The organism is Amycolatopsis sp. SB7-3 (genome assembly GCF_041021335.1).
GTDB lineage: Bacteria > Actinomycetota > Actinomycetes > Mycobacteriales > Pseudonocardiaceae > Amycolatopsis > Amycolatopsis japonica.
The window spans coordinates 412,208-431,385 of record NZ_JBFPJQ010000001.1; the positions used below are offsets into that span (position 1 = coordinate 412,208).

The following is a 19,178-nucleotide window of genomic DNA, read 5'->3' on the forward strand; positions in this document are numbered from 1 at the left end:
TGAACGGGAATCACGATCAGCCGAACAAGGCACTGCATTTCGTGACAGTGTGCTGGTAACCATCGGCCGCGCCACTGGTGACCACGCCCTTCTGCTGGCCACACTCGATGTCCTCACCGGCGATCTTCTGGTCCCGCATCAGCGCCGCGTAGCCGTCGACGTTGTTCTGGCCCTCCCAGAACTCCTCCGCACGCAGCGCTTCTTGACGCTGCTCGTCCAACGACTGCCCGTGTGCGTCCATCGTGGCCTTCAGATTGCCCGCGATCGCGTGCAGGTCCCCGAAGTTCGCGGAAATGACCGAGTCGAACATTTGATCTCCCTTTCGAGCGGTACGATCAGTTGATGACCGAGCCGATGGCGTTGCTCCACTCGTTGTCCACGTCGTCGTAGTTGACGTGCACCTGAGTGATCTTGTCGGACATGACGTCCACGTTCTCGGTGTTCCGGCCCCAGTTCCCCTGCCTGGTGATCTCGCCGGCCTCCGACATCCGGCTCGCCTTCCCCTTCCAGCTCGTGCTGTACCCCTGGACGGCGCTGAGGCTCGACTGCACCTGTGCGTTGATGTCCTCACCGATCGCCCGCGTCTTCGCCGCATACGCGGCCATCGCCGCGGTATCGCCGGAGAAATAGGTCACTTCGTCCTCCATTCCACGACATAAGTGCTCCTTGCCCTGGCCAAATTAGTGAGCGAACAGGGCACTTTCCGGTGGTCGGCAGCTTCCTGCCAGCGCGGCCCCGGAGCCGCCGCGGTGGCCGACGATCGATCTCGTGTCGACAGTCGTGGTGAAGCGCCCCACCCGCAGGCCGGGCCCGGAGATGCCGTCCGGTGAGCTGATCCTTCAGCCACCGCCGGAGATCCCGCCCCCGCCCGCGCGGCAGTGGGCCCAGGTGCTGATGGTGCTGCCGATGGTGGCGATGACGGCCGGGATGCTGCTGATGTACTCCGGCAACATGGGTGGATCGATGCGCTTCGCGATCTACGGGATCATGGGTGTCGGCATGCTCGGCATGGTCGTCATGGGCTTCCTGCAGGGTGGTGGCCCGAGCAAACGGGAAATGGGACACGCCCGCCGGAAGTACCTGCGGCATCTGGCCCAGCATCGGCTGCGCCTGCGGCGTTCGATCCGCAAACAGCGCGAAGCGATGGAGTACCTCCACCCGGATCCGGCCTCGTTGTGGTCGCTCGCCGGAAGCTACCGCCTGTGGGAGCGGCGCAAGGAGGATCCGGACTTCGGTGTCGCCCGCATCGGGCTGAGCCCGCAGAGCCCGGCGACCACCCTGGTCGCCCCCGACACCAAACCGCTCGAAGAACTGGAGCCGCTGTCCGCGCTGGCGCTACGCCGGTTCATCACCACCCATTCCACTGTGGACCGGTTGCCGATCGCCATCGCGATCAACGGATTCAGCCGGATCTACCTGCGGGGAGACCGGGAGGCCACCCTCGGCATGCTGCGCGCGACCCTGGCGCAGCTGGCGACCCTGCATTCCCCCGACGACCTGCGCGTCGCGGTCTGCACGGACGAGGAACACCGGGCCGTCTGGGAGTGGACCAAGTGGCTGCCGCACGCCCTGCACCCCGAGCGTTCGGACGCCCTCGGCCCGCTTCGTCTGGTGGCACCGAGCGTTCCGGCGCTGGAGTCGATGCTCGAAGAGGAACTGGCCAAACGGCCGAGATTCGATCCCGAATCGGATGTCCGGCTGCCCGGGCCGCATCTGGTGGTGGTGCTCGACGGCGGCGCCGTCGCCGGCTCCTCCCACCTCATGACCGGGGGCGGGGTCGAAGGCGTGACGGTCATCGACCTGACCACGATGCCGCCGCGGGCACTCGACCGGACCACCGTCGTGCTCGCCGTCGACGCGGACGGCGGGATGCTCAGCGAGACGATCGACGGCGAAGCCCCGCTGGGGAAGGCCGATCTTCTCGGACCGGTGGCGGCCGAAGGGCTCGCCCGCCAGCTGGCGCCGCTGCGACTGACCGCGGGCTTGCGCGGCGAGGCACCGATGAGCACCGAACTCGGACTGGCCGAATTGCTGGAACTGGGCGACCCGTACGAATTCGATCCGGCCGACACCTGGCAGCCGAGGCCGAACCGGGACCGGCTCCGGGTCCAGTTCGGCATCCAGGCCGACGGCGCCCCGATCGAACTCGACCTCAAGGAGTCGGCGCAGGACGGCATGGGGCCGCACGGTCTGCTGATCGGGGCCACCGGCTCCGGGAAGTCGGAACTGCTGCGCACGCTGGTCCTCGCACTGGCGGTCACGCATCCGCCGAGCTCGCTGAACTTCGCGCTGGTCGACTTCAAGGGCGGTGCCACCTTCGCCAGGTTGGACGCGTTGCCGCACACCAGCGCGGTGATCACCAACCTCGCCGACGAACTGCATCTGGTCGACCGGATGACCGACGCGATCAACGGCGAGCTGATCCGGCGTCAGGAACTGCTGCGGGCGGCGGGGAACTTCTCCTCCTTGCGCGACTACGAGAAGGCACGGGCCGCGGGCGCCCCGCTGCCCGAAGTACCCACACTGCTGGTGATCTGTGACGAGTTCTCCGAACTACTTTCCGCCAAGCCCGATTTCATCGACATGTTCGTCCAAATCGGACGTGTCGGGCGCTCGCTCGGTGTGCACCTCCTGCTCGCTTCGCAGCGTCTCGAGGAGGGCAGGCTGCGCGGCCTGGAAACCCATCTGTCCTACCGGGTCGGGCTCCGTACGTTCTCCGAGATGGAGAGCCGGGCGGTGCTCGGGGTCACCGACGCCTTCAAACTCCCGCGCGCGCCCGGGCACGGCTTCCTCAAGGTCGGCACCGAGCCGATGGACCGGTTCCGCTCCGCCTACGTCTCCGGGGTGTACCAGCGCTCCACGGGCGGAGGCGTGCCCGCGACGTTGGGGGAACGCCTGGTGCTGCAGGAGTACACCACCGCCTACGTCGCCGAGGAACTCGACGTCGAGCCGGAAGAATCCACCGAGCCGGACGACGACACGGCCGTCGGCGAAACCCTGCTGGACATCCTGGTCGACCGGCTCGAAGGACAGGGGACCCCGGCCCACCAGGTCTGGCTGCCGCCGCTGGCGGAGTCGCCGACGCTGGACGCGCTGCTGCCCCCGCTGGTCACCGATGCCCGGCGCGGGCTCTCCGCCGGCGCGAGCGGTTCGCTGCGGCCGGTGCTGGGCACCGTGGACCGGCCGTTCGAGCAGCGACGCGACCCACTGGTGCTGGACCTGACCGGTGCCGCCGGGCACGTGCTGGTCATCGGCGCTCCACAGACCGGGAAGAGCACCGTGTTGCGGACGCTGATCGCCAGCCTCGCGCTCACGCACACGCCTCGCGAAGTCCAGTTCTACTGCCTCGATTTCGGCGGGGGAACGCTCGCGTCGATCGCGGGCCTGCCCCATGTCGCCGGCGTTTCGGGCAGGCTCGACACCGGCGCCGTCCGGCGGACGGTGGCCGAGGTGTCGACGATCCTTGCTCAGCGGGAACGGCTGTTCGCCGAACAGCAGATCGATGGCATCGCCACCTATCGCAGGTTGCGCGCCGAGAACCGGTTCCCCGCGGAAAAACACGGCGACGTCTTCCTCGTCATCGACGGCTGGCAGACACTGCGCGGCGATTTCCCGGAACTCGAAGAGACGGTCGGCGACATCGCTGCACGCGGCCTTTCCTATGGCGTCCACGTCGTGGCCGGGTGTTCTCGTTCGTTCGACCTGCGGATGAACGTCCGTGACCTGTTCGCCAGCAGGCTGGAGCTGAAGATCGGCGACCCGATCGACTCCGTCATCGACCGTCGTGCCGCGATGAGCGTGCCCGCCGACGCGCCGGGCCACGGGATCGCCATGAGCGGGCACCAGATGCTGATCGCGCTGCCTCGCATCGACGGTGTCACGGAGACGGACGACCTCGCCGACGGCATCGGCGCGCTCGTCGAGGCGGTGCGGACGGCGTGGCCGGGCGAACCCGCGCCGTCGGTCCGGCTCCTGCCGGGAATCCTGCCGTACGAGGAACTCCCGCCCACCGACGATGTGGACGGCGAAGAAGCGGGGCTCGCGGTCGGTATCCACGAAAGCGACCTGTCACCGATGCGACTCGACTTCGCCAACGATCCGCACTTCTTCGTGCTGGCGGACACCCAGAGCGGCAAGACGTCGTTCCTCCGGGTGCTCGCCAAACGGATCCAGAAGGCCTACACCCCGGACCAAGCCCGCATCATCCTGGTCGACCACCGCCGGAGCCTGCTCGGCGAAGTGGGCGCGGATCACCTCCTCGGCTACGGCACCAACGACGAGCAGAGCGGCCGAATGCTCATGGAGACGGCGAAGGCACTGTCGAAACGGCTGCCGGGGCAAGACGTCACTCCCGAGCAGTTGCGGAAGAGGAACTGGTGGGAGGGGCCGGAGATCTTCGTGCTCGTCGACGACTACGACATGGTGGCCACGCACAAGGAGCATCCGCTCATGGCGTTGCTGCCGCTGGCCGCGCAGGGTTCGGACATCGGACTGCACGTGGTGCTGGCCCGCCGTACCGGTGGCGCGGGCCGCGGCCTGTTCGAACCTTTCCTCGGCAGGCTGCGGGAAGTGGGCACGCCCGGCCTGATGATGTCCGGCGACCGTGACGAAGGCCCGCTGCTGGGCGGCATGCGAGCGCAGGTCCTGCCCCCGGGCCGGGGCTGGCTGGTGGACCGCCGCGGCCAGAAGGGGCTGGTGCAACTCGCCTGGCTCCCGCAGCGGGAGTGACCTCTTCCTGTCGCCGCGCCCTGCCCGGCGCCCGGAAGTGGTTGCCTGTCCTCAAAACGACGTGAGGAGTGACGATGAGCGGTGACGAGATCAACGGCGACACCGACGCCATGCGGGAGTTCGCGTCCCGGATCATGGGGAGCCTCGACAAGCCGCCGGTCAGCAACATTTCCCGGAGCGACGGCGAGTCGACACCGTGCCCGGGCGGGCTGGACAGCCTCTGCATGCATCTCACCATCGCGGAAAGCGAGACCATCCGGCAACTCCAGACCTTCATCACGCAGGCTGAGCAAGGATTCGCGGCATACAGCGCCTTTGTCCAGCAAACAGCGGCGAACTACCTTCGCGCCGACGAGACGGCCCGCCAGGAGATCTTGAACACCTTCGTCTCGCAGCGCCCGGAAGACCTCCCGAAGGTCGATCCCCGCCTCGTCACGCCACACTCCGGACGCTGAGGGGATCCGATGGCCTCCATCGAGGAAATGTACGGGCAACTCACGGCCGAGATGCATACCCACGTCCCCAAGCTGGTGGCCGCCGGCTACCTGTGGCGTGAAGCGAGGGCCTGGATCGACGGGCAGGCGTCTCTTCTTCACCAGCAGGCGAATCAGCTGGTCACCCAGGATCGGTGGCCGGACGCCGCCGGACGCCAGTTCATGGCCCGGGTATCGACGGACATCGCCGTCATGCGGACATGGACCGACCCGAGCGGGATGGTCAATTCGATGATGACCATCGGGCTTCCGATACCGCAGAAACAGACCTCCGCGTCGGAGGTGCTCGACAAGATCAACACCCTGAATCTGGCGCTCTGCTCGGCCCAGAACTTCGCGAAGGATCAGGTCGACCACTACAACAGACTGTCCGAAGAGGACCGGGGCAAACAGCGGCAGGAGATCGAAACGAAGATCGCCGACGAGATCACCAAGCTCGCCCCGTTGTACGAGGACACGGCGCTCGCCATGAAGAAAGCCGTGGGTGATCCCTGGAAAGGCCCGCTCGCCGCGACGTCCGGGCAGGAAAACCCCGGACCGGCCACGAACGGCGTCCCCGTCTCCGGCGCCGCTTCTCCCAGTGCCTCGCCCTCGCCTTCTTCCCCGCAGCCGCAGGAGCCCAGTCCCACTGAGGAAGAAGCCCCGGAGGCGACGGATCCGCTCAAGGACGCACTCGAAGCGGCTCCCGGCGCGCTGGACGCCCTGAGTCAGGTCATGCAGTCGGCGCAACAGCTGATGGGCGGCGGCACGGACTCCCCCAGCCCCACGCCGCTCAGCCCGCTCGATCCGCTGGGCACAGGGAATTCCCTGACGCCTGCGGAAGTCGCGGACCGGCTCGCGCGGCTCGATGGTGACGGCGCGGGGCTGCCGAGCCTCGCCGGCGGCGGGGTGGGCCCGGTCGGTGCTTCCGCGGGCGGAGCCGGTGGTGTGCCTTCCCCGGCGACGTCGCTCGGTCAGACATCACCCGGCGGCCTCGGCATCACCGCCTTCCCGGCGGTGGCTTCCTCATCCGCCGCGGGTTCCGGCGGCACCGGAGCGACCGGTGCTCCCGGCGCGATGCCGCCGGCACAGCAGCAACCACAACGCGGCGGGGCGAGGACGGGCGACGGGATCAAACCCGGAGCCGCCGAGCACGCCGCCACCGGACGGTCCCGGGATCGCAAGACCGGTACGCCCCCCGGGGTTTCCCTGCTGGGCCGGTCCGGACGTGGCCGTCCGGCCGGACGGCACACCGAACCGGCTCCGGCACCCCGCCGGTGGGACCGGGAAAACGACACGGTCCAGCTGCTCGACGAAGAGTTGTGGCAGGTCGAACAGGAAGACACAGGTCCGCGCTATCGCGCCGGACAGTGAGGAGGGGTAGATGCCCGATCAAATCAACGCGGACACCGAGTCGATGAGCGCTTATTCGAGTCAGCTCACCGCACCGGAGATGCCGCCGTCCCTGGCCCGGCTGGGAACACCGCCGAATCTGACCGGCCTCTTCGAAGGCATCGCGATGTCAGTGCTGGACAAGGCCGCGACCGCGAGCATGGCCGCGTTCATGGCGAAGATGACCGAGGAAATGGTCACCGACTCGACGAAGGTCAAGACCGCCGCGATCACCTACAGCGCGGCCGACGTCACCAGTGCGCTCGAACTGGCCACATCCGCCACGAAGGTGCTCAAGCAGGGCATCGATCTGGTGAAGCAGACCGCGGGCTCCGCACAGCAACCGTCCACCGCCACCGAAAAACCGGCCGACCAGTCCACGGGCGGCGCCCCGCAGGACCTGGTTTGAGGAGCTGATCATGGCTGTTCCCTACAACCTGCTGCCGATCGAGGCACATCTGGCGATGATCACCGCCGAGCAGGCCAATGTCGCCGTCCTCACCGACGCGGCTCGCATGTGGACCGAATCCCGTGCCTGGATCGAAAGCGCGTCGACCGAATTGCACACCAGGGTAGGCGAGCTTTCGCCGACTTGGCAGGACGACGCGGGCCGCGCCCACGAGGAAAAGGCGCAACGCTCACTCGCCGAACTCCAGTTCTGGGGCGAGCGGATCGATCTCGCTCAGCCGGCCGAGACACTGACGACGCTGGCGAGCGGTATCCAGGAGACGATGCAGGAAGTGTCGTTGCTGCACAGCCAGTACATGGCGGCGATCGCCAATCCGCTGACCGCCTGGGCGGCTCCGCTCATCCAGCAGGCCTCGGGCGCACGGATGACCGCGCTCGGCGCACAGTTCGACATGTCCATGCTCAAGGTCGTTTCGGCTTCCGGGATCCAGCAACCGGATCACATGATGCCCGAGACCCCGCAGGCCTCCACCGAGGGAAACTCACCCGCCGACTTCATCAAGGCCGCGGAAGCGGGCATGAACGCGCTGTCCGAAGTACAGGGGCTGGCCGAGTCCCTCGGTGTCGGCGGCGGGAGCGGCGGGACGGGCTCGGACGTCTCGGTGCCGGAGATCCCCGGCTACGACGGCGCGTCAGGTGTTTCGCTCGCCGGCCTCGCCCCGCTGCCGACCGCGGCCGAAGCGGTCCCCGCTCTCGGCGGATTGCCAGGGGGCTCGGGAGCGCCGCCGGTTCCCACGGGGCTGCTCGGCGGAATCGGCGTGGCGGGCGGGACGGGTCTTCCGGTGGCGGCAAAGCCGATCGGGACCAAGAAGGCGCCCAGCCTGGCTTCCGAGATCCAGCCGGGAGCGGCGGGCTCGTCCTCCACGAAGGCGACGACAGGCCCGATGTCACCGATGGCGCCGCCGCACGCCGGTGGCCAGAACACGGCGAGCACGCTCAGGCCGTCGTCGAGCGACCAGCCGGTCGGGCGGAACGGGTCCGGCCGCCGGGCGTCCTCGGGCGGCAGCGACGGTGTTCCGGCGAAGCTGCGCGGCCGTGCGGCCAACGGCAACCCGGACGCCGGGTTCACGCTGACGCGCGGCCGGCGGCCGGGTGAGTCCGAGTCCGGCTCCGTACAGATGCTGGACGAAGACCTGTGGCGGACGAACCCCCGCTGAGCCGCTGTACGTGAAGGCCCCCTTCACTGCGCTAGACGCAGCGAAGGGGGCCTTCACGTCGTTTCAATTCCCGGCACATGGCGTGATTGAGGAGCGAACTCGCGTGATTGAGGAGCGAACTCGCGTGATTGGAGGCGGAACACGCTGAGACTGGATCCGCATCGTGTGTTCCGCCTGCAATCACGCATGATCCGCCTTCAAGCACGCGAGTCACGCGCCGGGACACGGGGATCCGGTCAGCCGCCCAGGGTCTGGCGCCGCGCGGCGGCCGGGTCCAGACTCGGTCCGTCGGGCAGCCGCGCCACCAGACCGGCGGGCAGCCGCACCGGACGCGCCGACGGGTACCCCAGCATCTTCAGCACATCGGGCGAAGCCAGCGGATAGCGGCGCCCCATGTCGGTCACCACGGTGAGCGTTCCGGCAGCCGCGGAAGGGGAGGGCATCGCTTCGACGACGATCGCGCTGCCGGGCGGCACGTGGACGCGGTCCGCGAGCGGGGTTCCGGAGGCGGTCCGGCGGGCGGTGGTGGACATCGGATCCGCGGGCGGCATCGAGGGGTCGACGGTCAGCGAAGGGGCCGCGGAACCGTCGCCGAAGGTCGCGCACACGGTGGTGTCCTGGTCACGCAGGCGCGCGATGGCCGGACGTGCGGCGGGTGCGGCACCCGCGTCGGCCTGGACGGGGTCCAGTTGCCGGGACATGGTCGCCAGCGAAGGCGGCAGCGGCACGGTTTTCGGTTCACCGCCGGGATAGGCGGCGAGCATCTGGGCGCTCGCGCGCTGGACGTCGTACTGCAGTTCGCTGATCGGCCGCAGGGCGTCCCGTTCCGCCAGATAGTGCTGTTGCCCGCCACCGGAGGTCTGCACCATCAGCAGCATGCCGTTCCGGATGTCGGTCCGGCCCGGCACCGCGGTGGACACCTCGCCCGCCGCCGCCACCGGCAGCGGGCCGATCGGCGTGCCTTCCGGGAGCACGTCGAGCCACGCCCGGCCGACCCGCGCCCACGGCTCGGCGGTCAGCGCGAGGCCGGTGCCGACGGCGCCGTAGTCGGTGATCCGGTGCCGGTGCCCGCGCCACACGACGAACCGGTCGCCGGTCGACGTCGATTCCACCAGCAGCGCCTGGTCGCCCAGTTCCGCGCCGCCGGACGGCGAGGCGCCGGCCAGCAGCACCGATTCCTCGATCCGGCTGCCCGCCAGGTCGCTCGCGGGCGCGGAACACAGCGACCATGATCCGGTGAGCAGTTTTTCGGGGCCGGGCAAGCCGTCCGGCGCGTCGGCGATGCCGATCCGGGGCCCTCGCGGGACTCCGGCGAGCGACTCGCGCGAAACCCGTTCCGTGGTGCCGTGTTCGCCGAGCAACAACAGGGCGGACGCGTAGTTCGCGACGGGATGCAGCCGTTCGTCCAGGTAGACGTACCGCGTCCCGCTCTCCTTCTCCACGATGACGGCGGCGTTCTTGCGCCACGCGTTGTTCCCGCCGGGCACGATCATCCCGTAGACCCCGACGCACGCCAGCGCCACGATCGCCAGTGCGACACCGGCGAAAGCGGCGCCGGACGGGCGGCGGAACGGCGGCTGCTCCGGGTCGGTCTCTCTCGTCACGAGCGCGGAGATCGCGCGCTGCACCAGGAATTGGTAAGCCTGCAGCTGATCCCGTTTGGACGCCATGGGTTCAGCCCCCCAGTCCGCGCACGTAGCCGTACAGGCCGAGCACCGAACACGCCACCGGGACGACGGCGATCGTCACCAGGATCTCGAAGTACTCGGCGATCCGGCCGAGATACGGGTTGGCGGCGCGGGTGCTCAGCACGACACCGGAGGCGATCACGCCCGCCGCCACCGCCAACGAAAGCGGCCCGGCCAGGACGAGCAGCAGCGAGCGGTCCGCCATGAGCGGGCCCGCCAGCAGGCAGCCGGCGCCGAAGATCCCGGCCACCAGGATCGGCGTCCGTTGCCGCAGGATCGGATACAACCGTGCCCGCACCAGGAATCCGGCCGCGAGCAGGGCGACGAGGACGACCGCGGCCTCGCTGTCGCTGCGGATCAGCTGCAGCTGGCAGTACATGGCGACGATCGCCGCCCCGCCCAGCATCCCGGTGAGCAGCGCGTCCGCTCTGGCGACGGCGGCGTGCACGAGGTCGAGCGGCGGCTGAGGATCGTCGCGGACCAGATCCGCGGTCGACCGCGGCAGCACCGGCATCGGCACCCGGCCGAGCCGCAGCGACAGCGGCGCGAACGTGGTCGAGAGCACGAGCACCCCACCGCCGATCACCGCCGCCGACCGGTAACCCACCAGGTCGTCGAAGGTGGCCAGCCAGCCGCCGATCACCCCGAGCAGGCCGACGGTGGCGGCTCCGGCGAACAGGGCGGGCGCGGCGGTCACCCCCAGGTGGCCGACGACGGCCGCGAGCAGCAAGGCCGCGCTCGCGAGCAACAGGTGACCGGCGGACAGCTCGCCGATCGGGTCGTCGCCCGCCAGCAGCAGACCGCCGCCGGCGAAGGCGAACGGGAGCGCGACGGCGGCGAGTACCGCCCCGGCACCGGCGTCGCGCAGCGCCCGCGCGAGCAGCACACCCGACGCCAGCAACAGCGCGGAAACCGCCAGCGCCCAGGCCGCCGGTGACGTCCACGGCGGACCGGCGCGCAGGACCGCGAGCAGACCGAACGACATCGCCACCGCGCCCACGGCCAGCCCGGCCTGCCGCGTGTGCCGCGGCCCCCATGCCTTTCCGGTGCGGCCGGAGCCGGTGGCGATGGCGTCCACGAGGTCGTCGTACTCGGGCTCCGGCCATTCGGCGCGGCGCGGCGTCAGATGGAGGATCTCCCCGTCCCGGACCCGGTGCGCGCCCAGCGTCCGGTCCAGATCGAAGGCCGTCCCGTCGGCGCGGCGCAACTGCCAGCCGCCGCCGGCGACCCCGTCGTCGGCCATTCCCTCCCCCGCCCGCGCGAGCAGGCCGGGGAGGATTTCGGCGACGGACGCGTGTTCCGGCAGCGCCATGTCGATGCGCCGGTGCGGAGTGGTGATGGTGACCCTGACCAGGCCGGCAGTCTGCATGGGAAAAGGGTCGGCCAGCGACGGGTCCGCCGGGCACCGGCGGCAGGAACCTGCCGCGGTGAAAGTACTCCGGATCCGGACTTCTTGCGCGACAATGGGGTCATGAGCATCGAGACAGGGCTGCTCGCCCAGGGCCCCATCGCGACCGTGTACGCGGGCAAGGATCCCGCCACGGGCAACGACTTCGCGATCAAGATGTTCCCCGGCACCTTCGACCGCGAGACCTCCGCTTGGCTCGAACGCGAGCGGAAGGCGCTGGCGGCGGTGCGCTCGACGCGCTCGATCCTGCAGATCGACGACGTCCTGACCCATCCCGACGGCCGGTCCGGTGTCCGCCGCGAACTGTGCCCGGGTTCACTCGCCGGTGTGCTGGATTCCGGTGCCCGGCTGGGAATTCCCGACGTGCTCGCCCTCGGCGCCGCGATCGCGTCGGCGCTCGCCGCGGCGCACGGCGCGGACGTCCTGCACGGCGGCGTGAACCCGCACAACGTGTTGTACCGGGCGTCCGGCGAGTTCGTGCTCGCCGACTTCGGGGTGGCCCTGCGGCGGCGATTCCCGCGCGACCCGATGTACGCGGTCGAGTACACCGCGCCGGAAACCCTGCGCGACGACACGCTTTCCCCCGCGTCCGACCTTTATGGACTCGGCGCGGTGCTCTACGTCGCGCTGACCGGGACGCCTCCGTTTCCCCGCCACACCGGGCAGCAGCCCGGCGAACGCATCCTCCAGGTGCTGCGGGAACCGGTCGCGCCGATCCAGGATCCGGCCGTCCCCGGCGAACTCGCCGCCACGATCCTGCGGTTGCTGGCCAAGGAACCGGCCGACCGGCCGCAGGACGTCGCGTCGCTGGCACGGCTGTTCACGAAACTGAGCCGACCCGGTGGCGAGGTCGTCACCGGTGATTCCTCAGACCTGCCAAGCGAAGAAGAAGACGTCGAGGTCGAATTCGACGACTTCGCCCAGGTCCACCGACCTGCCGCCCCGGTCCACGCGGCCCCGGCGCCCGTCCAGGTGGTGCAGGCGCCGCCACGGGGTGGCCGCACCCTGATCCGCGAGTTCAGCGGTCCGCTCAAAACCGAACGCGGGTTTCCCTGGAAGCCCGTCGCGCTGGCGGGCGGCGGCGTGCTCGCCGCCGGGCTCGCCGTGCTGCCGCTGGTCCTCGGCCCGGCGGAGATCGGCGGGCAGGCCGTTCCGGTGGCGGCCGCGATCCCTTCTCCCGCGGCGGCTTCCGCGCCGGCGCCGGACGTCAAACTGGCGCTCGCGCCGCCGCAGGACCAGAGCGATCACGTGCAGCTGACCTGGACCGCGGAAGGCGAACTGGACTTCGTCGTGATCATGGCGGGCGAGCGGCTCGAGACGAAACAGCTCGTCGCCCACCGTCAGCGCAGTCTCGACGTCCCCGTCGACCCGGCGCGCCGGTACTGCTTCCAGCTGAGGGCGACCGACGGACGGCACATCTACACCACCGAGCCGGTCGCGATCCGCGGCGCCCGCTGCAACCCGTAGTCCGTGAAGGCCTTCACCCCTCGCGAGGGCCCCGGCCGCGGATCGGCACCAGGGTCCGCGGCTCGAGTGCCGCCAGCACCCGAGCCGCGAACGGTCTGGTGGCCAGCCCGCGCCGTACCTCGCCGACCTCCTGCCACGCCCGCCGGACCGAACCGTCCCCCACCGGGACCCCGGACCACAGCGTCACGTCCAGTACCTTGGCCAGCCGCGCGACCGGCTCGCGGATCCCGTCCCCGGCAAGCGATCCGGCCGATTCGGCGAGATCGCGCGGGGTCATCCCGATCCGGAACGGAACGCCGTGCGCGCGCAGCCGGTCGCGGATCTCGTCCCACGCGCCGAGCACGCCTTCGGCACCGGACCGGCGACGCCGCCGCCGGGCCCGGACGACCTTCGCCGCCGGAACCCCCACGAGCCACAGGAGTCCGAAAAGGACGATCGCGGCGACGAGCGACGGCCACCACCAGCTCATCCCCGCTTCGGTGCTCTGATCCTCGCCGGATTCCGCGGGGGTGCCCGGTGGGAGCTGGGGCGGCCGCAGTTGCTGTTCGGCGGGCAGCTGCGCCCTCGCACGGGCGACCGCCTTGCCGGGGCCTGCCTGACTCCGCTCCGCCTTGCCCGCCGCGGCGGTCGGGTCGAGTGCCACCCAGCCCGCTCCGGCGACCGCGACTTCGGGCCACGCCAGGACATCGCGGTTGCGGACGACGTGCATCCCGCCGTCGGTCTCGGCCGATCCCCGGAACCCGACGACGAGCCGGGCCGGGATACCGCTCATCCGCGCCAAGACGACGTACGCGGCGGCGAACTGCTCGCTCGTCCCCCGCTTGCTCTCCAGCAGGAAATGCCTCAGCTGCGGCCAGCCGTGTCCGGTCGGCAGCTCCTCCGTGCCCGTCGCGACCTGATAGTTCGTGCTGAGAAAGCGTTCCAGCTGCAAGGCGGACTGGAACGTCGGGCGCAGACCGCGCACGGCGTCCTTCGCCACGTTCTCCACGTCGGGCGGCACCGCGCCGAGCCCGCCGAGCGGCGCCCGCGGGTCGATCTCCCCGGCACCGAGATCGACCTCGGGTGACGACCAGCTGAGCCGGTAGTTGCGTTCCTGACCGGTCGACGGCGATTCCGTCATCAAGGTGCCCGCCGACTCGTCCACCAACGGTGTCAGACCGTCCACACCGGTCAGATCCTGGTGGCTCGGCAGCCACGGTCCGGAGAGCCCGCGTACCTTCAGTTCCGCGCTGCCACGCACGCCGGGCGCGCCTTCGAGGCCCGCGCCGAGCCGCCGGAGCCGGGAGTCGGACAGCCAGTTCGCCCCGTCGAAACCGTTCAGCACGATCAGGCGCCACTGATCGACCGGGGTGTCCCCGCGGTAACGGAACACCTCCTCGCCCGGCCGGATGAGCCGCTGGGCGATCTCGTCCAGCGGGTTGCCGACCCGGCTCCTCGGCGGCGGCGCGGCCTGGGTGTCCTTGAGCGTCAACGGATCCCGGCCTGCCGGATCGAGCCCGGCGAGCGCGACCGCACCGGCGACGAGGGCGACCACAGTGGACAGTGCGGGCCAGACCGCCGAGCCGGTAAGCCGCCAGGAGAACCGAGGTCCACCGGGTGCCCGGCTCGCCGACCGGACCCGACGACCCGACCACAGCAGGAGCCCGGCGGGCAGCGCGTAGCCCAGTGCCGCGACCACCGCGAAAACCCCCGTCAACGCCTGATACGCCTGGGCGAGGCAGGCGACGGCCAGGCTGGGCACGAGCGCCACGAGCGGCTTCTTGAGACGCAGCAACAGTTCCAGCCCGAGCACGACGGCGATCAGCACCGAAAGCGGCACGAACAACAGCTGTTCGGGGATCGGCCGCGCGGGCCAGGTGGACTGCAGCGTGAGCCGCCAGCCTTCGGTGAGGCCGCGCGCCAGCCCCCGCAGCGAATCGCCGGTCGGCAGGAAGGCGAGCGTGGTCGAGGTCAGCACCGTCTCGATCAGCCCGAGCAGGCCGAGCAGCGCGACGAGCAGCGGCCGGTACGGGGTCAGCTTGGGGAATTTCGCGGTCAGCTCGGCGCAGCCGTACGCGAGGAGAACGACCACGAGCACCGGGACGAGCAGCGCCGCCCAGCCGAACACGGGCGCGAAGAGCAGCCCGGCGATCCCGGTCGCGGCGAGCAGCGCGGCGACCGCGATCCGGTCGCTCATGACTTACCCACCAAGGAATTCCACTGTGCCGCGGCACCGGCGGCGTCGACCGCGACGATCAGGCCGCGGGAGCCCGCCGACGGCCGGAGATCGCCGATCCGGACCACGGTGTCGGGCCGCCAGCGGGCGGCGTGACCGAGATCGGCGTCGGGACCGGTGATCAGCACCAGCACCCCGCCAGGGCGTTCGGCGGCGGCCAATGCCGAGGGCAGCAGCGGCGCGTCGTCCGCGGCGTCCTGGGTGACGAGCGCGAGTTCGTCCAGCAGGGTCCTCGCCGCGCGCACCCCGCTGTCGGTCGGCGTGTCCGCGCCCGCGGAGGTGATGAAACGGCAGTGCTGGCCCGCCGACGCCGACGCGTAGAACAGGGAGGCCGCCACCTCGACGGCTTCTTCGAAAACGGCAGGGCTCATCGACGCGGGCCGCGTGTCGAGCACGGCGGTGAACCGGGGCTGGGCGGGGTCGGCGTATTCGCGCACCATGAGCCGCCCGGTCCTGGCGGTCGCCTTCCAGTGCAGATGCCGGACCTCGTCGCCGACCACGTACTCCCGCACCGCGCGCAGATCCGCCGAACCACGCAGCGGCGGGTCGGTGATCGGGCCTTCGTGGTGGTGGCGCGGATGTCCGGCCTGCGCCGCGCGTACCGCGTGCCGTCGCGGATGCACCCACAACCACGCGGAATCCCCGACGGTCTGGTCGCCGCGCGCGAGGTCGAACAGGTCGGGCCGGTGCACGACGAGCGGGCCGACCCGGAGCTTCCCGCGTTTCGTCGTCGGAAGCTCGTAGTGGTACGTCGCCTCCGCGCCGGGCGCGAGCGGGCGGACCCGCAGGCTGTGCGTCTCGCCGCCGATGCCGTCCGCCGCGGCGAAACCGCCGTGCCGCCGTGAATCGGTGTTGCGCACGACGAGCGAGGCCAGCGCGGGTTTCCCGCGTTCGACCCGGTCCGGCTGGACGGTCCGGCCGATCTCCACCTTCGGCCGGAACCTGGTGGTGGCCAGCGCGATCAGCACCGCGCCGGCCGCGATCCCCGCGAAGGCACGGAAAAACGTGTACCCGGCCAGCTCGCCGAGGGCGTAGAACCCGGCGGCGAAGGCCAGCACGATGACGCCGCGGCGGGTGAGCCGCACGCCTACCTCCCCATCGCGGCCATGGGAGCGGCCGTCGCGCCCAGGAGTTCGTCGACGATGTCCGCGGTCCGCCGCTGGTTGAGTTCGGCGTCGGGGGTCAGCACGAGCCGGTGGTCGAGCACCGGATGCGCGACGTCCTTGACGTCGTCCGGGGTGACGAAATCGCGGCCGAAGGTGGCGGCGAGTCCCTGTGCCGCCCGGATCAGCGCGATACTGCCGCGCGGGCTCGCGCCGTAGCGGACGTCGGGATGCGATCGGCTGGCCGCGGCCAGCCGGACCGCGTAGTTGACGATCTCCGGTGCCAGATGGGATTTGCGGACCTCGTCGATGACCGACTGGACGTCGGCGATGCCCAGCACCGGCTTAAGCTCATCCGGCGTGACCCCGGCGCAATCCCCCATCACCACCCGCATCTCGGATTCCAGATCCGGGTAGCCGACCGAAATACGCATGAGGAACCGGTCGAGCTGCGCTTCGGGCAGCCGGTAGGTGCCCTCCAGCTCGATCGGGTTCTGCGTGGCCACCACGAGGAACGGCCTCGGCACCGCCTGGCCGACCGAATCCACGGTGACCCGGCGTTCGGCCATCACCTCCAGCAGCGCGGCCTGCGTCTTGGGCGTGCCCCGGTTGATCTCGTCCGCGAGCACCACGTTGGCGAAGATGCCGCCGGGGTGGAACTGGAAACGTTCGTTGTTCTGGTGGTAGACCATCACGCCGGTGATGTCGCCGGGCAGCAGGTCGGGGGTGAACTGGATCCGGCTCCACCGGCCGCCGATGCTGGCGGCGACGCAGCGCGCGATCGTCGTCTTGCCGACGCCGGGCACGTCCTCCATCAGCAGATGCCCTTCGGCGAACAGCGCCGCCACGGTGAGCCGGACGACCTCCGGTTTCCCGCGCACCACCGATTGCACGTTCTCGGCGATCTGCTCGAAGGCGACCCTGGGTGTGAGCGTCACAGAAGTTCCTTTTCCTTTCGTCGGCGCAGGCCGACCATCGCGATCGGGCCGAGCCAGATCAGCGAGCCACCGGGGGCGCCACCGCCCGCACTGGGCACGCCGGTCCAGCTGTCCTTGCCGGTCCCCCCGGAGGTCTTGATGGTGGCGTTCACCGTGATGGCGCCGAAATAGGCCACATTATTGATGTTCAAGCTGGTGGCGCCCGAGCAGGACTTCGAGGCCGACATCGCGCCGTTGAACTCCGCCTGGCAGGTCGCGGGCGCGCCCTTCCCGTTGGCGTTCACCGAAACGATCAGTCCCGTGGTCCCGACGCGGACACCGGTGATGGTGATGGTCGGCGGGTCCGACGGCACCGGCACGGTGACCTTCCGGCTCCCGGCGGCGCCGTTGATCGCCGCTCCCGAGCCGAACTTCGTCACCGCGCGGACCGTGACGGTCGCGGTGCCGGTGACCCCGGTGAACTCCGCGGACGTGGCCGAAACCGTGCGCTGTCCCTTGCCCGTCACGCTCACCAGGTAGTGCACCAGCGTGCCGCCCCGGAGGTCGGGCTGGGTCCAGCTCACCGAAACCTTGCCGGCGGCGGTGGCGTTCGCGGTGACGACCGGTGCCGTGGCAGGCCTGTTCACGGGTCCCGGGATGACCGCCTTGGCGCTGGCACCGACCCCGAGGCCCGCCGAGTTCTCCGCGACCACGGTGACCACGTACGGGGTTCCGTTGGTCAGCCCCGAAATCGTGGTTCCCCGTGACGATCCGCTCACCCGGGTCGAACCGCCCGTCCAGGACACGCGGTAGGCGGTGATCCGCGCGCCGTTGTCCGCCGCCGGGCTCCACGAGACCTTGATCGAGCCGTCGCCCGAACTCGCGCTCAGCTTCCTCGGCGCGCCGGGCGGCGTCGCCTTCGCCACCGGCGGGGGCGCCTGCTGGGTGTTCGGCGGCGCCTGCTGTCGCTGGTCCTGCTGGGGCGGGGGCTGGTCGCCGGACGGTTCCGGATCGGCCGACGGCGCGCCGGCGGTCTGGGTGTTGGCCGCCTTGTCGACGTCGACGTCGACCACCGTGCCGTCGTCACCGTTGACGACCAGCACGTGCGAGCCGTCGGAACTGTCGACGTAGATGCGGTTGTCCTCGCCCTTGGCGAGCCTCGGCGGCGTGCCCTGGCCAGGTACCTTCGCGGTGGACTTGAGCTTGCCCGCGGCGTCGTAGGTCAGCACCTCGCCGCGGGTCTCGTCGACCATGGCGACGACGTTCGAGGACGAGAGCGGGCCGTTGAACCGGCTTCCCTTGGTGAGCTCGACCGAAATCGGCTTCGCGGAGGGGCGGTCCTGGTCGAGGCCGCTGATGTCGATGAGGTGGAGCTGGTTGCGCTCGGGGTCGGCGATGGCCAGCCGGTCGCCGACGGCGCTGTTGGCGACCTGTGCCGACGGCGAAAGCTTGATACCGAGCGGAAGTCCGTCGCCGAGCCCGTCCGGGCCGACGCGGTGGAGGCTGTCGCCGGTGGTGTCGAGCACGACCGGCCGGTCGCCGACGAGGGTGAGCCCGCCGCCGTGCCCTGGCGGAAGCTGCGCGGGACAGGTCATGACGGCGGCGCCCTTGGGCAGATCGCAGATCGCGCCGCTGTCGACGCGGTGCGCCCACACCGTCCCGTCGGTGGTCGCGACCGGCCGGGACAGTGGCCCCCCTGCGGGCACTGTCGCGGCCGGGTCCCCGAGTCGCACGATCTGCCCGGCGTTACGGTAGACCAGGTACGGGCCACCCGCGATCTCCATCACGAACGGCGTTTCCGGCGCGGGCGGCGGCGTGGACTCCTCCACGCTCAACGTCGCCTTGTCGAACTCCGTGATGCGGTTCCGCTCGACCACGTAACCGGAGCCGTCCCCCTGCGCGACCTGGCTGCCGTTCGCGCCGGGCACGTCCGCGCGCGCGTCGACGCGGTTCGTCGAGCCGTCGACGTGGAACGCGGACTGGGCGGCGTCGTTGTAGACCCAGTGACCGACCTGGACGAACTCCAGCCGTTCCGGCGTCGCCGCCTGCCCGGTCACGGCCAGCCCGATCAGCGCCAGGCAGCCCGCGACCACCAGCGCCACGGCCATTCTCGTCCTGGCGACCACGCTGAACCGCTTCGTGCCCCGCTCGTCGGTGTTCAC

At 70.5% G+C, this 19,178-nt stretch carries 14 protein-coding genes; 6 read left to right on the forward strand and 8 right to left on the reverse strand.

The features are described from left to right. Positions 1-16 precede the first annotated feature (16 nt). Together AB8M46_RS01930 and AB8M46_RS01935 are read right to left on the reverse strand one after the other, a co-directional pair. Complete coding sequence (locus tag AB8M46_RS01930; protein WP_350595377.1) at positions 17-310, reverse strand: hypothetical protein; 294 nt, start codon at positions 308-310, stop codon at positions 17-19. Positions 311-335: 25 nt separating this feature from the next. Beyond that, on the reverse strand, positions 336-635 hold the full coding sequence (locus tag AB8M46_RS01935; RefSeq protein WP_350595379.1) for a hypothetical protein: 300 nt from the start codon (positions 633-635) through the stop codon (positions 336-338). A gap of 133 nt (positions 636-768) precedes the next feature. On the opposite strand from AB8M46_RS01935, the gene eccCa reads away from it, so the two are divergent. The 5 genes from eccCa to AB8M46_RS01960 all read left to right on the forward strand — a co-directional run bounded on the left by eccCa (position 769) and on the right by AB8M46_RS01960 (position 8,218). Further along, complete coding sequence (gene eccCa / locus AB8M46_RS01940; protein ID WP_394359378.1) at positions 769-4,728, forward strand: type VII secretion protein EccCa; 3,960 nt, start codon at positions 769-771, stop codon at positions 4,726-4,728. Positions 4,729-4,802: 74 nt separating this feature from the next. Further along, on the forward strand, positions 4,803-5,183 hold the full coding sequence (locus AB8M46_RS01945; RefSeq protein ID WP_394359379.1) for a hypothetical protein: 381 nt from the start codon (positions 4,803-4,805) through the stop codon (positions 5,181-5,183). Between the two features lie 9 nt (positions 5,184-5,192). Further along, entirely contained in the window at positions 5,193-6,575 is a 1,383-nt protein-coding gene (locus AB8M46_RS01950) for a hypothetical protein (protein ID WP_394359380.1), read from the forward strand. 10 nt (positions 6,576-6,585) lie between these two features. After that, the gene (locus AB8M46_RS01955) at positions 6,586-7,002 is read left to right on the forward strand and encodes a hypothetical protein (RefSeq protein WP_394359381.1); all 417 of its coding nucleotides are present in this window, start codon (positions 6,586-6,588) and stop codon (positions 7,000-7,002) included. Between the two features lie 10 nt (positions 7,003-7,012). After that, positions 7,013-8,218, forward strand: coding sequence for a hypothetical protein (locus AB8M46_RS01960; protein ID WP_394359382.1), 1,206 nt, complete (start codon positions 7,013-7,015; stop codon positions 8,216-8,218). Positions 8,219-8,454: 236 nt separating this feature from the next. On the opposite strand, the gene eccB is transcribed toward AB8M46_RS01960, so the two are convergent. Further along, a complete protein-coding gene (gene eccB, locus AB8M46_RS01965; protein WP_394359383.1) occupies positions 8,455-9,888 on the reverse strand; it encodes a type VII secretion protein EccB in 1,434 nt (477 codons plus the stop codon). Positions 9,889-9,892: 4 nt separating this feature from the next. Continuing rightward, positions 9,893-11,275, reverse strand: coding sequence for a type VII secretion integral membrane protein EccD (eccD, locus tag AB8M46_RS01970; RefSeq protein ID WP_394359384.1), 1,383 nt, complete (start codon positions 11,273-11,275; stop codon positions 9,893-9,895). A 102-nt stretch (positions 11,276-11,377) separates the two neighbouring features. Here eccD and AB8M46_RS01975 point away from each other — a divergent pair, with 102 nt between their 5' ends. Next, a complete protein-coding gene (locus AB8M46_RS01975) occupies positions 11,378-12,781 on the forward strand; it encodes a serine/threonine protein kinase (protein WP_394359385.1) in 1,404 nt (467 codons plus the stop codon). 13 nt (positions 12,782-12,794) lie between these two features. Here AB8M46_RS01975 and AB8M46_RS01980 read toward each other — a convergent pair whose 3' ends face one another. Genes AB8M46_RS01980 through AB8M46_RS01995 form a run of 4 tightly spaced genes read right to left on the reverse strand, consistent with a single transcriptional unit; the run spans position 12,795 to position 19,178 of the window. Then, positions 12,795-14,957, reverse strand: coding sequence for a DUF3488 and DUF4129 domain-containing transglutaminase family protein (locus AB8M46_RS01980; RefSeq protein ID WP_394359386.1), 2,163 nt, complete (start codon positions 14,955-14,957; stop codon positions 12,795-12,797). Next, positions 14,954-16,081: a DUF58 domain-containing protein gene (locus AB8M46_RS01985; protein WP_037342028.1), complete on the reverse strand. Its 1,128-nt coding sequence runs from the start codon at positions 16,079-16,081 to the stop codon at positions 14,954-14,956. The genes AB8M46_RS01980 and AB8M46_RS01985 overlap by 4 nt, the downstream gene beginning before the upstream one ends. A 2-nt stretch (positions 16,082-16,083) precedes the next feature. After that, entirely contained in the window at positions 16,084-17,037 is a 954-nt protein-coding gene (locus AB8M46_RS01990; protein WP_016336476.1) for a MoxR family ATPase, read from the reverse strand. Then, the gene (locus AB8M46_RS01995) at positions 17,034-19,178 is read right to left on the reverse strand and encodes a fibronectin type III domain-containing protein (protein WP_037342024.1); all 2,145 of its coding nucleotides are present in this window, start codon (positions 19,176-19,178) and stop codon (positions 17,034-17,036) included. The genes AB8M46_RS01990 and AB8M46_RS01995 overlap by 4 nt, the downstream gene beginning before the upstream one ends.

Bases quoted from the DNA above. Each gene is read 5' to 3' on its own strand.
- AB8M46_RS01930 (WP_350595377.1), bottom strand. From the start codon at position 310: ATGTTCGACTCGGTCATTTCCGCGAACTTCGGGGACCTGCACGCGATC.
- AB8M46_RS01945 (WP_394359379.1), top strand. From the start codon at position 4,803: ATGAGCGGTGACGAGATCAACGGCGACACCGACGCCATGCGGGAGTTC.
- AB8M46_RS01950 (WP_394359380.1), top strand. From the start codon at position 5,193: ATGGCCTCCATCGAGGAAATGTACGGGCAACTCACGGCCGAGATGCAT.
- AB8M46_RS01955 (WP_394359381.1), top strand. From the start codon at position 6,586: ATGCCCGATCAAATCAACGCGGACACCGAGTCGATGAGCGCTTATTCG.
- AB8M46_RS01960 (WP_394359382.1), top strand. From the start codon at position 7,013: ATGGCTGTTCCCTACAACCTGCTGCCGATCGAGGCACATCTGGCGATG.
- eccB (WP_394359383.1), bottom strand. From the start codon at position 9,888: ATGGCGTCCAAACGGGATCAGCTGCAGGCTTACCAATTCCTGGTGCAG.
- eccD (WP_394359384.1), bottom strand. From the start codon at position 11,275: ATGCAGACTGCCGGCCTGGTCAGGGTCACCATCACCACTCCGCACCGG.
- AB8M46_RS01975 (WP_394359385.1), top strand. From the start codon at position 11,378: ATGAGCATCGAGACAGGGCTGCTCGCCCAGGGCCCCATCGCGACCGTG.
- AB8M46_RS01980 (WP_394359386.1), bottom strand. From the start codon at position 14,957: ATGAGCGACCGGATCGCGGTCGCCGCGCTGCTCGCCGCGACCGGGATC.